At 65.0% G+C, this 16,951-nt stretch carries 5 protein-coding genes; 1 reads left to right on the top strand and 4 read right to left on the bottom strand.

Translation table 11 applies throughout. From position 1 onward, the window contains the following. Position 1: 1 nt before the first annotated feature. The 4 genes from C8C92_RS21540 to C8C92_RS21555 form a co-directional block, all read right to left on the bottom strand. Positions 2-10,117 (bottom strand): YDG domain-containing protein, encoded by a 10,116-nt coding sequence (locus C8C92_RS21540; protein WP_116745190.1) that lies wholly within the window; start codon positions 10,115-10,117, stop codon positions 2-4. A gap of 27 nt (positions 10,118-10,144) precedes the next feature. Then, positions 10,145-11,731, bottom strand: coding sequence for a ShlB/FhaC/HecB family hemolysin secretion/activation protein (locus tag C8C92_RS21545; protein ID WP_165829517.1), 1,587 nt, complete (start codon positions 11,729-11,731; stop codon positions 10,145-10,147). A 115-nt stretch (positions 11,732-11,846) separates the two neighbouring features. Then, complete coding sequence (locus C8C92_RS21550; protein ID WP_116745192.1) at positions 11,847-14,096, bottom strand: adenylate/guanylate cyclase domain-containing protein; 2,250 nt, start codon at positions 14,094-14,096, stop codon at positions 11,847-11,849. Then, entirely contained in the window at positions 14,096-15,739 is a 1,644-nt protein-coding gene (locus C8C92_RS21555; protein WP_116745193.1) for an HD domain-containing phosphohydrolase, read from the bottom strand. The genes C8C92_RS21550 and C8C92_RS21555 overlap by 1 nt, the downstream gene beginning before the upstream one ends. A 179-nt stretch (positions 15,740-15,918) precedes the next feature. Between C8C92_RS21555 and C8C92_RS21560 the strand changes: the two genes are divergently transcribed. Continuing rightward, entirely contained in the window at positions 15,919-16,803 is an 885-nt protein-coding gene (locus C8C92_RS21560; protein ID WP_116745194.1) for an MBL fold metallo-hydrolase, read from the top strand. Positions 16,804-16,951: the final 148 nt, after the last annotated feature.

Genomic DNA, 16,951 nt, shown 5'->3' on the forward strand with positions numbered 1-16,951 from the left:
CCTAGTTGCAATAGGTCTTCTTGATACCATTGTGAGGATCATCTGTTGCTTCCTTCGTCGATTCTTTGGATGTGGCGCCCGCCAGCAGGGGGCTGCTCGCATTGTTGGGGGTACTCATCTGGTTGAGCGGGTTGTATTGCGCGCTGAGCGCCGGCAAGGTATTGCCGGCGCGGATGATGATGCCTGGCGGCACCACGGGCGTCGTCACCGGCTGGGCCACCAGCACCGAGGCCGGCACGATGACCCGGCCATTCGGCGCCAGCAGCGACACGGGCGCGCCGCGGCTGTTGATGCGCACGGTTTCGGCGGCGGTCAGGTCGCCGTTTTTCGCCAGCACATTGATAGCGCCCGTGGCCTGCACATCGAGGGTGGCTGCGCCGGCAAAGGTGACGCCGGCACCGGCCGTGACCGCGATGGTGCGCGCCGCATTGACGCGCGCGCCATCGCCGAAGGCCACGTCCGTGCTGGCGTCGACGGTGACGTCGTTGCCTTGGACGACACCCAGCACATTGACGGGGCTGTGTGCGATCAGGCTCACGTTGCCGCCGGCAGTGGTGATGGCGTGGCTATCGATGCCACCCGTGCTTTCGATGCGCACATCGCCGGAACCGGTAGACAGGCTACCCAGCACCAGCACGTCAGGCGCGCTGGTGCTGGTCAAGGCAATGCCACCGGCGCCGCTGTTGCTGGCGCTGAAGTTCTTGACACGGTTGCCGGCGTCGTTCAGCACGGTACCGGTTTGCGATTGCGTGGCCAGGCTGCCGGCAACCACGGCGCCGCTCTGGCTGATGGCGCCCGCGCCAGCGTTCAGGCTGATGGCATTGGCGGTCAATGCCGCGAAACGCAGGTCGCCGGCGGCCTGGGTCACGGCCAGGTTGCCGCCGATATGGATGGCGCCGGCGCTCTGGTTGAAGCTGTTGCTGACCGTCATATTACCCAGGCCACCCAGCAAGCCGCCGGTCTGCGCATAGTTGGCCACCGTCAGTGCATTATTGACCAGCAGGCTGCCGCCGGTGAGGTTCAGGCCACCGCGCGAGCTCAAGCGATCAAGCACGGTGTCGCCGGCCGCCGCCGTGTACACCACGTTGCCGGTGCTGGCCGCGAAATCGGCCGCCAGCACATTGGCGCCGCTTGGCGCCACGCCGCCTTCCCAGTTGGCGGCGTCGCTCCACAAGCCTCCGGCCGCGCCGATCCAGGTCGACAGGGCGCGCTGGGCAATGCTGGCCTGGGCCACGCCGCCGCTCGCGGTCAAAGCGTAGTTGCCGGCATCCGCGCCCGACAAGCCAAAACCGCTGACATTGACCGTCTTGCCGCTGCCATAGTTGCGGTCGGCAAACGTGCCGCTGCCGCCCACCAGGCTGACGGCATCCTGGCCGATCACGCCCGCCACGGTGCCGCTGACATTGGCCACTTGCGTGCCGTCGTACACCTTGTCGCTGGCGCTGACGCTGGCCAGGGTCAATGCCGCGCGGGCAATAGTGGCCGTGGTCGCGCCAGTCGTATTGGCCAGGCGGTAGTTACCAGCATCGTTACCGGACAGGCTGGCATTCTGTACCGTGATCGTCTTGCCGCTACCGGCATTCTTGTCGGCAAACGCCGCGCTGGCAGATGCGCTCAGCACATCGCCGGTGATGCGGTCGTCGCTGATCGCCACCTGCGCGCCGGCCACGCCGTCATACACCTTGTCGACACCCATATAGCCCAGGTTCAGCGCACGCTGCGCGATGCTGGCCATTGCCGTGCCACCGGTCGTGCCCAAGGTGTAATTGCTTGCGTCAAGGCCGGACAGACTGGCGTTTTGTACCGTCACGCCTTTGTTGGCACCCGCATTCTTGTCAGCGAATGCGCCGATGGCCGTTGCCGTCAGCACGTCGTTGGCAACACGGTTGTCGGTGATGGCGAGCGTGGCGGAAGTGTTGCCGTCATAGGTCTTGCCTGCGGCCGCAAAGACCAGCGCCAGTTCGCGCTGGGTAATCGTGGCGCTGGCAGCGCCGGTGGTCGAGGTGAGTACATAGTTGGTGGCATCCGCACCGGACAGGCTGGCGTTGCGCACCGTCACGACTTTGTTGCTGCCGGCATTCTTGTCGGCGAATGCGCCGATGGCCGTTGCCGTCAGCACGTCGTTGGCAACACGGTTGTCGGTGATGGCGAGCGTGGCGGCGGTGTTGCCGTCGTAGGTCTTGCCTGCGGCCGCAAAGACCAGCGCCAGTTCGCGTTGCGTGATGGCGGCACTGGTGGCGCCGGTGGTCGAGGCCAGCACATAGTTGTCGGCATCCGCACCGGACAGGCTGGCGTTGCGCACCGTCACGGCTTTGTTGCTGCCGGCATTCTTGTCAGCGAATGCGCCGATGGCCGTTGCCGTCAGTACGTCGTTGGCAACACGGTTGTCGGTGATGGCGAGCGTGGCGGCGGTGTTGCCGTCGTAGGTCTTGCCCGCTGCCGCAAAGCCCAGCGCCAGTTCGCGCTGGGTAATCGTGGCGCTGGCAGCGCCGGTGGTCGAGGCCAGCACATAGTTGTCGGCATCCGCACCGGACAGGCTGGCGTTGCGCACCGTCACGGCTTTGTTGCTGCCGGCATTCTTGTCGGCGAATGCGCCGATGGCCGTTGCCGTCAGCACGTCGTTGGCGATACGGTTGTCGGTAATCGTCAACGACGCGGCGGTGTTGCCGTCGTAGGTCTTGCCTGCGGCCGCAAAGCCCAGCGCCAGTTCGCGCTGGGTAATCGTGGCGCTGGCAGCGCCGGTGGTCGAGGTGAGCACATAGTTGGCCGCATCGGTACCGGACAGGCTGGCGTTGCGCACCGTCACGGCTTTGGCGGCACCCGCATTCTTGTCAGCGAATGCGCCGATGGCCGTTGCCGTCAGCACGTCGTTGGCAACACGGTTGTCGGTGATGGCGAGCGTGGCGGCGGTGTTGCCGTCGTAGGTCTTGCCTGCGGCCGCAAAGACCAGCGCCAGTTCGCGTTGCGTGATGGCGGCACTGGTGGCGCCGGTGGTCGAGGCCAGCACATAGTTGTCGGCATCCGCACCGGACAGGCTGGCGTTGCGCACCGTCACGGCTTTGGCGGCACCCGCATTCTTGTCAGCGAATGCGCCGATGGCCGTTGCCGTCAGCACGTCGTTGGCAACACGGTTGTCGGTGATGGCGAGCGTGGCGGCGGTGTTGCCGTCGTAGGTCTTGCCTGCGGCCGCAAAGACCAGCGCCAGTTCGCGTTGCGTGATGGCGGCGCTGGTGGCACCGGTGGTCGAGGCCAGCACATAGTTGTCGGCATCCGCACCGGACAGGCTGGCGTTGCGCACCGTCACGGCTTTGTTGCTGCCGGCATTCTTGTCAGCGAATGCGCCGCTGGCCGTTGCCGTCAGCACGTCGTTGGCAACACGGTTGTCGGTGATGGCGAGCGTGGCGGAAGTGTTGCCGTCATAGGTCTTGCCTGCGGCCGCAAAGCCCAGCGCCAGTTCGCGCTGGGAAATGGCGGCGCTGGTGGCACCGGTGGTCGAGGCCAGCACATAGTTGTCGGCATCCGCACCGGACAGGCGGGCGTTGCGCACCGTCACGGCTTTGGCGGCACCCGCATTCTTGTCAGCGAATGCGCCGATGGCCGTTGCCGTCAGCACGTCGTTGGCGATACGATTATCGGTAATCGTCAATGACGCGGCGGTGTTGCCGTCATAGGTCTTGCCGGCGGCCGCAAAACCCAGCGCCAGTTCGCGCTGGGTAATGGCGGCGCTGGTGGCACCGGTGGTCGAGGCCAGCACATAGTTGTCGGCATCCGCACCGGACAGGCTGGCGTTGCGCACCGTCACGGCTTTGTTGCTGCCGGCATTCTTGTCAGCGAATGCGCCGCTGGCCGTTGCCGTCAGCACGTCGTTGGCAACACGGTTGTCAGTGATGGCGAGCGTGGCGGCGGTGTTGCCGTCGTAGGTCTTGCCTGCGGCCGCAAAGACCAGCGCCAGTTCGCGCTGGGTAATGGCGGCGCTGGTGGCGCCGGTGGTCGAGGCCAGCACATAGTTGGCGGCATCGGTGCCGGACAGGCGGGCGTTGCGCACCGTCACGGCTTTGGCGGCACCCGCATTCTTGTCAGCGAATGCGCCGATGGCCGTTGCCGTCAGCACGTCGTTGGCAACACGGTTGTCGGTGATGGCGAGCGTGGCGGCGGTGTTGCCGTCGTAGGTCTTGCCTGCGGCCGCAAAGACCAGCGCCAGTTCGCGTTGCGTGATGGCGGCACTGGTGGCGCCGGTGGTCGAGGCCAGCACATAGTTGTCGGCATCCGCACCGGACAGGCTGGCGTTGCGCACCGTCACGGCTTTGTTGCTGCCGGCATTCTTGTCAGCGAATGCGCCGCTGGCCGTTGCCGTCAGCACGTCGTTGGCAACACGGTTGTCAGTGATGGCGAGCGTGGCGGCGGTGTTGCCGTCGTAGGTCTTGCCTGCGGCCGCAAAGCCCAGCGCCAGTTCGCGCTGGGTAATGGCGGCGCTGGTGGCGCCGGTGGTCGAGGCCAGCACATAGTTGTCGGCATCCGCACCGGACAGGCGGGCGTTGCGCACCGTCACGGCTTTGTTGCTGCCGGCATTCTTGTCAGCGAATGCGCCGCTGGCCGTTGCCGTCAGCACGTCGTTGGCAACACGGTTGTCGGTGATGGCGAGCGTGGCGGCGGTGTTGCCGTCGTAGGTCTTGCCTGCGGCCGCAAAGCCCAGCGCCAGTTCGCGTTGCGTGATGGCGGCGCTGGTGGCGCCGGTGGTCGAGGCCAGCACATAGTTGGCGGCATCGGTGCCGGACAGGCTGGCGTTGCGCACCGTCACGGCTTTGCTGCTGCCGGCATTCTTGTCAGCGAATGCGCCGCTGGCCGTTGCCGTCAGCACGTCGTTGGCAACACGGTTGTCGGTGATGGCGAGCGTGGCGGAAGTGTTGCCGTCGTAGGTCTTGCCTGCGGCCGCAAAACCCAGCGCCAGTTCGCGCTGGGTAATGGCGGCGCTGGTGGCGCCGGTGGTCGAGGCCAGCACATAGTTGTCGGCATCCGCACCGGACAGGCGGGCGTTGCGCACCGTCACGCCTTTGTTGGCACCCGCATTCTTGTCAGCGAATGCGCCGATGGCCGTTGCCGTCAGCACGTCGTTGGCGATACGGTTGTCGGTAATCGTCAATGACGCGGCGGTGTTGCCGTCATAGGTCTTGCCTGCGGCCGCAAAGCCCAGCGCCAGTTCGCGTTGCGTGATGGCGGCGCTGGTGGCGCCGGTGGTCGAGGCCAGCACATAGTTGTCGGCATCCGCACCGGACAGGCGGGCGTTGCGCACCGTCACGGCTTTGGCGGCACCCGCATTCTTGTCAGCGAATGCGCCGCTGGCCGTTGCCGTCAGCACGTCGTTGGCAACACGGTTGTCGGTGATGGCGAGCGTGGCGGAAGTGTTGCCGTCGTAGGTCTTGCCTGCGGCCGCAAAGACCAGCGCCAGTTCGCGCTGGGTAATGGCGGCGCTGGTGGCGCCGGTGGTCGAGGCCAGCACATAGTTGTCGGCATCCGCACCGGACAGGCGGGCGTTGCGCACCGTCACGGCTTTGGCGGCACCCGCATTCTTGTCAGCGAATGCGCCGATGGCCGTTGCCGTCAGCACGTCGTTGGCGATACGGTTGTCGGTAATCGTCAACGACGCGGCGGTGTTGCCGTCGTAGGTCTTGCCGGCGGCCGCAAAACCCAGCGCCAGTTCGCGCTGGGTAATGGCGGCGCTGGTGGCACCGGTGGTCGAGGCCAGCACATAGTTGTCGGCATCCGCACCGGACAGGCTGGCGTTGCGCACCGTCACGGCTTTGCTGCTGCCGGCATTCTTGTCAGCGAATGCGCCGATGGCCGTTGCCGTCAGCACGTCGTTGGCGATACGGTTGTCGGTAATCGTCAATGACGCGGCGGTGTTGCCATCGTAGACTTTATTGGCGCCGGCAAAGGCCAGGTTCAAGGTACGTTGCGTGATCTCGGCCGTGCCGCTGGCGGTGGCAGCCAGGCTGTAGTTGCCCATCGCGCTGCCGGACAAGGTCAGTTCGCTGAGATTGACGGCCTTGTCGCTGCCGGCGTTCTTGTCGACGAACTGCGCGCTGCCGGTCACGCCCACGGTATCGCCGCTGACCGTGTTGCCCAGGCTGAGGGTCGCGTTGGCAAAGCCGAGCTGACCGTCATACACCTTGCTGCCGCTTAAAATAACGCTGAGGGCGCGCGGCGTGATGGCCACGGTGGAGGTACCGGCATAGCTGATATCGTATTGGGTCGACCACAGGCCGCCCAGCGCATAGTTGCCGACATTGCGCGCGTTGCCGTAACTGGCCGTACCGCTGGCTGCCAGGTCGCCATTGAGCAGGCCAATATAGCTGAGCTGGCCGACGCTGGCCACCTGGCCATCATAGACCCGGCTGGCCGCGCCGCTGGCGCTTACCGTCAAGGGTGTCAGGAAAGCCTTCAACAGCGGCGTGGTATGGCCCTCGTAGATGCGCCAGATGGCATTCTGGCCGAAATTGAAGCCGCCGAAGCTGCTTTGCTGCTTCATTTCAGCCGTACTGCGCCCGGCAGATCCGCCGGGGTCGTTCACGGTGCCGGCGCTTTGCGAGTCGAAAAAGGCCGGCCCCACGACCGCGCCCGAATCGGCGCGTCCGACCACTGCACCCACCGTGTCCGGCGCAAAACCGCTGCCCGATACGGCGCCTGAGAAATACAGGCGGCGGGCGCTGCTGCCCGCCACGCTCCAGCCAATCACACCACCCAGATTCTGCTGGCTCGCCGCGCTATCGGCGGACAAGCCGATGGCACCGGTCGCATAGACGTCTTCGATAGCGCCGCCATTGCGTCCGACCAGGCCGCCGACACTGGCGCCGCCGCCCACGGCACCGGTGGCATACGCTTGCGAGATGGTGCCATCGTTATTGCCCACCAGGCCGCCGACCCGTTCGCCGGAAGCCGTGACGGTGCCACTGGCGCGCGCCACGGTGATCGTGCCGCCGCTGTTGTTGTCGCCCACCAGGCCACCGACATTGTTGTTGCCGCTGACGGCCATGCTGCTGCTCACGTTGCTGATCGTGGCGCCACCATTGTTACCCACCACGGCGCCCACGTTATTACCGCCAGTCACGCTGCCGCCCAGCATGGACAGGTTGCGAATGATGCCGCCCTGCGTTCTGGCAAACAGGCCGCTGCCAAAAAACAAGGGGGTGGCGCCGCCGTTGATGGTCAGGCCGCTGATGCTGTGATTGCCGCCGTCGAAAATGCCGGCATAGGCAAATTCGTCGCCACTGAACAGCGGCGCGAAACCGGTGCGACTTTCGCTCAGATTCCAGTTGGCCGTGCCGCTGGCGTCGATATTGGCCACCAGGGCGTAGTTCTTGTTGTAGCCTTGGGTGCCGATGCCTTGCAGGCCGTACACATCGGCAATCCTGTACGGCGTCGCCGCCTCGCCATTGCCCCCCTTCACGCGCAGGAAAGTGCCATTATTGATAGTGAAACTGTGGGCCGTGAATGCGGGCAAACTCGCATTGTTCTGTACCCAGTTGCCACCGTCGAGCACGAACGCGCCACCGACGTTGACGATGCCATAGGCGTTGACGAGCCAGTCCGGTCCGGAGGTACCGGCCCCAATCGTCAGGTCCTTCCCGACAGCTAGCGCGCCGTTCAGGTTGATATTGCCAGCGGTGCGCAGTTCCAGCAGGTTCAGGTTGCTCGATGTGCGCAGATCCAGCGCGCCCTGCAGGTTCAGCGTACCCGCATAGTCGCTGCCGCCGATGGCAATGCTCGGCGCGCTGATGGTTTTCAGTTCGCTGTCGCTCAGGCCCAGGCTGTCGGCGCTGTCCTCCCCGGCGCTGCCGATCTCGATGCTGCCGCTGTTGCTGCGGCGCTTCAGGCTGACCGTCCCGGTCCCGGTTCCGGTCCCGGTTCCGGCGGCGATCGATTGCGCCGCGCCGCCCAGGCTCATGTTATCGGCCACCAGGCTGACCGTGGCATCGGCAGACAGGCCACCGCCACTGGCGACAATGACGTTGCTGGCCTTCACATTGAGCGCACTGCCAGCCTGGCGCATGGCCAGCTTGCTCGATGCGGTCAGGGTGCCGCCGGTTTTCAGGTTCAGGGTCGCGATGCTGCTGCTCGGGTCGAGGTTCACCGGACCGCTGATGGTGATATTGCCGGAACTGGCGTCGCCGATATTGATGGTGCCGGCGGCAACGCGGTTGAGCTCGTCGTTCGTCAAGGCCAGCGCCGTATCCGATTGGCTGCCAAGCTCGATCTGGCGGCCATCGCTCAGCGGCTTGAAGGTGAGCGCGGCCTGGTTGCTGGTGCCGCGGAAATTGAGGTTGCCGGAAAAATGGATATTGTCCGCCTGCAGCAGCACCGTCTGTCCGGACGCGCCGCTGCCAGCCAACTGATCGCCGAAGCCGTTCAATTCAATGCTGCCGCCCGCCAGGTTGCTTTTCAAGCTCAGCTTGCCGCTGCCGACATTGACCGTGCCGCCACCGGCAATGTCGCTGATAATGCTGGCGCCCGACAGCGCAACGGTCCCGCTGCTGGTGCTGATGGCCGCGTTCAGGTAGACATTGGCGTTGGGGCCGTTGGCCTGGTTGCTGATGGCGTCGTTGGCCGATAGCGTCACCTCGCCGCGCTGGGTGGTGATCGGCGCATTCACATAAATGCTCTCGCCGGCGATGGCGATCAATCCGGCGTCTTCGTAGCCCATGCTGATGGCGCTGCTGAAAGTGATGCTGTGCGTTGCCTGCAAGGTGACAGTGCTGCTGGCGCTGGAGATCGTGTCAGCGCCGATGGTGGTGTCGGACGGCTCTTCGGAAAATTGGTCGAAGTCTTCCAATTGGCCGTGGTAGCCGCCGACCACTTCGATATCGTAAGGGTCGAGCAGCCAGTTGCCGCGCTTGCCACGGCGCGCACTGGTGTCGACGCGGATGCCGTCGACCGCCAGGTAATGACCTGACGTTTCCACCAGGCCGCCATTGCCCGAGGCCGCGCCGCCGCGCGCCGAAATGCTGCCGAACACGCGCGCCGTCTCGTTACCCCAGACGATGACCTTCCCGCCGTCGCCGCTTTGAATCGCGTCGGCGGCGATGGTGGCATCCTTGCCGACGGCCACCTGGCGCGCATTGGCAATCGCCGGGTTCTTGCCCTGGTAGTCGCCGCCCAGCAGCACCGTGCCGCCGCCCGTGGCGCCGCTGGCGTCCACTCTGGCGTTGCCTTGCATGCCGACCTGGTCACCCAGCACGGTAATCTCGCCGCCCTTGCCCGCCGCATTGGTGGCGCTGGTGACGCTGCCGTTTTCCAGCAATGTCTTGCCGCTGGCTTTCAACACGATCTTGCCATTCTCTCCCACCACCGCGCTATTGGCGTTGAGCACGCCACGCTGGTTCAGCAGCGCGCCGGCCATGCCGATGCGCCCGCCCTGCGCCACGATCTGGCCCACATTGATGGCCTGGTCCGCGGGGGCCGACAGCACCACGCGCAAGTCGGGGTTGGCGGCGTCGGCCAGTTGCACGCTGTGGCCGGCGGCCAGCAGCACGTCACCGTTCGGCGCGGTGATGATGCCGCTGTTTTCCACGTTCGGCGCGATCAGCAGAATCTGCCCGCCGCTGCCGGCATGGATGGTTCCCTGGTTGATGACGGCGCCGGCCTGCTCGCCGGCATTGAAATGCATCTTGCCGGCCAGGAAATCCTGGTTCGACAGCGCCAGGCTGGACGCCACCAGGCCCGCCACGTCGACCCGCGCATCGCGGCCGAACAGCACGCCGTTCGGATTGATCAGGAAGACCTTGCCGTTCGATTGCAGCGAGCCGAGGATCTTGCTGGGGTCTTGTCCCGTAATGCGGTTGAGTACGCTGCTACCGGCATTTTGCTGGAGAAAGCGCGTGATTTCGCCCGGATTGACGGAAAAGCTCTGCCAGTTGATGATGGTATTGGGCGTGTTCGTGATCGTAAACAGATTGCCCTGCTGGTTGAACGTGGCCTGGCCATGCACCACTTGCGGCAAGACCGGATTGGCGTGGGCGGCGCTGAAACAGGCGGCAATCAGGAGCGCCAGCGCGGTGCGGCGCAGCGGCGGCTCGACAGGGCCGCCAGCAGGCACGCTGCGCAATGGTTTTTGTTTGGTCATGGTGTTTTATCCTTGGAACTCAGTACATCAGTACGACAGCGCAACTCTGAAATGCAGGCGGTTGGCGTCGCGGTGCCCCGTCTGGCCGGGGTTGACCACATGCGCATAGTCCAGTTGCAGGTTGGCGTAGCGGTTCAGCAGGATGCGCAGGCCCAGGCCGGTTGAACCGATCGCCATGCTGTCGATTTCGCCGGGCAAGGCATGATTGCGGCGCACCCAGCCCGTGTCATAAAACGCCAGCGCGCGGCACTGGTAGCCGCCATCGCCGCACCAGTTCGGTGTGTACAGTTCCAGATTCAGGTTGGCGCCGGAATCGTTCGCCACTTCGCGTTCCAGGAAGCCGCGCACCGTGGCCGCGCCGCCGACGCCAAACTGTTCGCCCGGCACCAGCGCATCGGGCGTGTACTGGCCGTTGAACAACGCGCGCCATTGCCAGTCGTTGTCCAGCACCTGGGCATGGCTGGCGCTCAGGCGCAAGGTGCTGTAGCCGGCCTTGGCGCCGACACGTGCCAGCGTAAAATCCTGCTGGCTGCCATTCTTGCCGCCGGGAATATTGCGCGCCAGGGTCAGGCCCACGCTGGCCTCGCCACGTGGCAAGCTCCAGGCGCCGATATAGGCGATGCTGACGGGGTGCACCGTCACGTTGGTGCCCAGTTCCATGCCGAAGAACTGCAGGCTGTTGCGGTAGGCCTTGAAGTCCAGGCCATACACCAGCTTGGGTTCATAGTTGTCGCGCTTGCCGAAGTTCTGGTTGTAGCGCGCACCGGCGGTGGTGCCGCGGCCGCTGACGGCCAGGTCGAAGATACCGGCCGCGACGTTGCCCGAATCGACGTTCGAATAACTGGCAAAAAAATCCAGCGAGTCGCCCAGCGCATACAGCGGCACGTGGTAGCCGAGGCCGTACACGCCGACCTGGTTGGCGTGCTCGAGCGAGGTGGAGTATTGCAGGCTGGCCACATGATCGCGGCCCCACAGGTTGGCATGCTGCAGCACCACGCCGGCGTGGGTCTTGCCGGAGTCCTTGCTGCCGGTATTGTCGAGGTTGAGCGTGGCTTTCCAGGCGCGTTCGTCCGCCACCGCAATGCTGGCGTCGACCGTGCCGTCGGCCTCGCCGGTAGCCAGCTTGACTTCGAGCTTGCGGGCCGGATTTTCATTCGCCAGCTTCAGGCTTTGCCCCAGGGCCGCCATGTTCGGCGTCTGCCCTTCGACCAGGGCCGGCAAGGCGCGCCGTACATTGGCGTCATCGACATACTGGTTGCCACTGATGGCCACCTTGCCAAGCTGCGTCTGCACCACTTCCAGGCGCACGGCGCCATGCGCCAGCTCCTGTTCCGGCAAGGCCACCTGCACCAGCGTGTAGCCGCGCGCGCGGTAGGCGTTTTCCAGCGCCTCGACGGCTTGCTGGATGGCGCCAAAGTCGCGCTGCCGGCCGGCGAACGGCGCCACCAGCGATTGCACCAGTTGCGGCCCCAGCAGGGTGTCGCCGCTGACCTCGTAGCGGGCAATATCAAACAACGGGACGGCACTGTCGGCGGCGGGGGTTTGGGCGTTTGCGCATGCCGCGCAGAACAACAGCGCGGAACCTGCAAGCAGGCGCACCAGACGATAATTCATGAGAGAGAGTTCTTGTGGTTGCATGGCCAGCCATGCGCGGCTGGCCATCAATTAATTAAAAGCAAAGTTTAGACGGATTTTGATTTCCAGTCAGAAATATCTCCGCTGGCGATGCTTACTTGGTCTCGAAGTTGGTCACACCATCCCAGTCTTCGCCAGGCGGCGTTGCGCGATACTGGCGCAGGCGTCCGGCGTACAGCCGGCGCAGCCCATCGTCTGGCAGTTCCGATAAGATTGCCTCTGCGCCATCCCAGTCGAGCGCACGCAACAGTTCCAGCACGCGCGACCAACGCGCCAGCAGCGCCAGTTCGCCGGCATCGGCTTCGGCCAGCAGGCAGCGCGGCTCGAAAATGGCCACCGGTTCGGTCTTGCCCTTGACCCGCACGCGGTCCAGTTCGCGGTAGGCGAATTGCGGCGCTTGCGCACGCGTGAATTCGCTCACTGCGATGCCCACGCCATACACTTTGGTCATGCCTTCCAGGCGCGCGCCCAGGTTGACGGCGTCGCCCATCACGGTATACGCGCGGCGGATGCGCGAGCCCATGTCGCCCACATGCATCAGGCCACTGTTGAGGCCGATGCCGATCTGCAGCGCCGGCCAGCCGCGCGCCTGGAATTGCTGGTTCAATCGACCGGCGCTGCGCTGCATCAGCAGGGCGCTGGCCACGGCACGGCCCGCATGATCGGGAAACGCCACCGGCGCCCCCCAGAACGCCATCACGGCGTCGCCGATATATTTGTCCAGCGTGCCGCCGTGGCTGTCGCGGATGTCTTCCGACATGGCCGTCAGGTACAGGTTGATATATTCGCGCAACTGCTGCGGCGTCATCTGTTCCGAAATGGCCGTAAAGCCGCGCACGTCGGCAAACAGCACCGTCAGCTCGCGGCTTTCGCCATCCATGCTGTAGCGGCCGGGATTGTCAGCCATCTGCGCCACCAGTTCCGGCGCCACGTACTGGCCGAAGCGCGCCACCAGCGCCCTGCCCTTGCGCACTTCGAAAAAATAGCCCCAGGCCAGATTGGCGACGAACAGCGCCGCGATCAACAGCAGCAACACGGCAACATCGAGCGCCGCGTCGAAGTAGCGATACAAGCACCAGTTCAGGCCCAGCGCGCCGGCCAGCGCCGCGCCTGCCAGCAACACGGCCGCCGCCGGCGTGGCCAGCGCCAGTGCGCCGCCGAGCAGCAAGCCCAGCAGCACCACCTGGCCGAACTCGATCGCCAGCGCATAGTCGGGGCGCGACTTGAAATGGCCGTCAAGGATGGATTTGATCAGGTTGGCGTGCACTTCCACACCGGGAAACTCTGCATTGACGGGCGTGGCGCGAATATCGTTCAGGCCGGCAGCTGTGGTGCCCACCAGCACGATGGCGCCGTGCAGAACGTCCGTCGGCACCGTCCCCATCAGCACGTCGGCCGCCGACACATAGCGGAAGGCGCCACCGTCCGGGCCGCCCTTGCCGCGAAACTCGATGGTGGTGGTCAAGGCTTCGCCGACCGGGATATCGAGGCGTCCGCGCGGCGTAAATACGGCGATGCGGTCCAGGCCGCCGTGCTCGCGCTCGGCCTCGGACAACGTGTCGGCGGTCTGGCCGAACACGGGCGCGATCGCGCGCGCCTTCAGGTACACGCTGGCCGTGGCCAGCGACAGCGACGGGTAATACGCGTCGCCGATGCGCGCAAGCAGGGTCGATGAGCGCAGCACGCCGTCCCTGTCTGTCAGGGCCGTGAAGATGCCGGCCCCTTGCGCCGCCTGTTGCAGCTGCGCCAGGTTGGCTGCGTAGCCGGGCGACGTAAACGCCGTCACCGTGCGCCCGTTCAGATCAAGCACGCTGAACGCCGGCTTGGGCAGCATGCCTTTCTTTTGCCGGTCCGACACGCTATAGCCGAGCACCACCGGCTGGCCGCGCATCGCCTCGGCAAACAGGGCGTCGTAATCCATCTGCGGTTTCAGGCGTTCCAGCTGCTCGCTCAAGCCCGGCACGCCGGCCAGTTCGCCCTTGGCCAGGTCGGCCAGCACGCCATAGCCGGAACTGCTGTCGGGTTCGGGAAACGAGATATCGAAGCCGACCGCGGCCACGCCATAGTGGCCCGTCAATTGCGTCACCAGCCGCGCCTGCACGTCGCGGCCCCACGGATAGCGGCCGATCTGGTTCAGGCTTTTTTCATCGATATCGACGATCACGATGCGCTTGTCGAGCTGCGGCACTTCGGCACGCATGCGCATGTCGCCCAGCATGGCATCCAGCCGGCCCAGGGTATCGACGCCGAACAGGCCGATGCTGGCGCAGGCGGCCAGCATCGTCAACAGCGCGCCCAGCAGCAGCCGCGCGCCATGCTTTTTCAATACCGCAAGCCAGCGCATCAGGGTACGTAACCGGGAATGGCCGCCTCGTCGATGGCGTCGATCTGTTCGGGATGCATGTGCTGCCGGGCAAACGCCAGGTACACCTTGCTGCGAATAAAGACATCGAACAGGTCGGGATCGATATGCCCGTTCAGGCTGAAGTGGCCCAGGATGCGCAGCGACTCGGACAGCGACTTGCCCTTTTTATAGGGACGGTCGCGCGCCGTCAGCGCCTCGAAAATATCGGCGATCGCCATCAGCCGCGCCGGCACCGACATCTGCTCGCGCGTCAGCCCGCGCGGATAGCCCTTGCCATCCATGCGTTCATGGTGGCCGCCCGCGTATTCCGGCACCTTTTGCAAATGCTTGGGCCACGGCAATGCTTCGAGCATGCGGATCGACACCGCAATATGGTTGTTGATGATCTTGCGCTCGGCATCGGTCAGGGTGCCGAAACGGATCGTCAGATTCTCCAGCTCATTGGCGTCAAGGAAATCGCGCTCGACACCGTCAGGGCCGGTCCAGCGCCGCGCCGCGATCGTGCGCACCCGTTCCTGGTCGGCCGGCGACATGCCTTCGCCGCCGATATTGGCATGGCGTAAAAAGTCGCGCTCTTCGCGCAGCGCCATTTGCTGCTGGTGCAATGCTTGCGCGAGCTCCTGCTGGCGTTCGGGAGCGGCCAGTTGTTCTCTTAATGCGGCAATTTCCACGTCGCGCAGCAGTACTTCGAAGCGCGTGTCGATCAGGTGGATGCGGTCATGGATGGTTTCCAGCTTGGTGGCCTTGTCGACCACGTGCACCGGGGTGGTGATCTTGCCGCAATCGTGCAAGAGGCCAGCCAGCCACAGCTGCTTGCGTTCGTTCTCGCTCAGCTTGAAATCGGCCATCGGCCCCGTCTCGACCGCATGCACGGCGTCGGCCAGCATCATGGTCAGTTGCGGCACGAACTGGCAATGGCGGCCCGTGTACGGCGACTTTTCATCGATGCCGATATTGATCAGGTTGACCAACGACTCCAGCAATTGTTCCAGCTGGCGCAGCAGCAATTGATTGGTCAGCGCCACCGCCGCCTGCGCCGCCAGCGCCTCGATAAAGCGCTGGTCGGTGGCGGAAAACGCCTGCACCGCGCCGGTCGCGCGATCCTGGGCATTGATCAATTGCAGCACGCCGATCAGCTCACCTTCATGATCGCTCATCGGCACCGTCAGGAAGGACGTGGAACGGTAGCCATAATGGCCGTCAAAGGCGCGCATGCCCGAGAAATTGAATTCGCCCGACTGATACACATCGTCGATATTGACCGACACGCGGCGATGCGCGGCATACGCCGCCACCGATGCCAGGTTGGGCGCGCCGTCTTCCAGCCACAGCGCCACGCCCGGCACGCCGACCGCCACGCCGGCGCTGGCGCCCTGGCGCAGTCCCAGGCTATCGTTGATACTGATGTGAAATTCCAGGCTGTGCCCATCGGCGCTGGGACGGTACAAGGTGCCGCCGTCGGCGCCCGTCATGTCCTTGGCGACCAGCACGATGCGTTCGAGCAGGGGCGTGATATCGCCGCCGTGCAGCATGCCTGCCGCCGCGCCACGGCCCAGTTCGACGCTCAGTTCAGTCAGCTGGTCGAGCCGCTGGGCGATTTGCTCGGGGTGCAGCTGGAGCATGATGGAGGACTGGGGAAGTGGCAACAACCGCAAGTGTACCGTTGCCAGCTGCCGGCTGTACATTACAAAAAGGCAACAACTGAAAATAGATTTCCGAAGCGCAACAACTATTAAAAATGCCGTTTCTTGCCCGACAATTAGAATAGAATCAACAATCGTTACACTATAACAAGGCAGCGATGAAATTCACCTTCAGGGGCGTGCGCGGTTCGATCCCCTCGCCCGGCCCGCACACGGTGCGCTACGGCGGCAACACGACCTGTATCGAAGTGCGCACGGCCAGCGGCGCCCTGCTGGTACTCGATGGCGGCAGCGGCATCTTTGCCCTGGCCGGCGCACTGCCGCCAGGACCCGCCACGGCCCACATCCTGATCACCCACAGCCACTGGGACCATATCCACGGCCTGCCCATGTTCGCCCCGCTGTTCATCCGCGGCAGCCGCGTGCGCCTGTATGGCGCGGCGGACGCGGCCGGCAATGGCATCGAACACGTGATGGCCACGCAGCTGCAGAACAATTATTTTCCCGTCAGCGAAGCGGCCATGGCGGCCGAGATCGACTACCGCACCCTGGCCGTCGGCGAGCGCGCGGACGTGGCCGACGCCGTGGTGACGAATGCCAGAATGAACCACCCGGTGATCAACCTCGGCTACCGCATCGAGTCCGGCGGCGCCTCGCTGTTTTTCAGCGGCGACCATGAACCGTTCGACAATCCGCATGCCAGCGGCTCGCCCGCCTATTCGGCCTGCCAGGCCATGATCGCGCAGCGCCAGGCCGCCATCGACCAGACCATTGCCGGCGTCGACGCGCTGATCATGGACTGCTCGTACACGCGCGACGAATACGAAGCCAAGCGCGGCTGGGGCCACGGCACCTTCGACGGCGCGTTTGAACTGGCCCTGCGCTGCGGCGCCAAACGGCTGTATTGCACCCACCATGAACCGGGCCGCAGCGACGATCAATTGGAAGCGGCTTTTGCCGATGTGATGGCGCGCTTTGCCGGGCGGCTGGGGGCGTTGCAGGTGTTCCTGGCGGCCGAGGGCATGACCGTAGAGCTGGGCTAAGAGCCTATCCCAGTAGGGAGCGTCTTCTGCTGGCAGTTCATCAGGAGTGCGGACAAGGCGTGAGGAGGACGCGTGGCGAGCCACGCGACGACGAGGCAAGTCATGCATGACGGCCAGTCCCCGCTTCGGAGGGGCGCCAGCAGGGGAT

It is taken from the genome of Janthinobacterium sp. 78 (assembly GCF_003096775.1).
Classification (GTDB): Bacteria; Pseudomonadota; Gammaproteobacteria; order Burkholderiales; family Burkholderiaceae_D; genus Janthinobacterium; species Janthinobacterium tructae.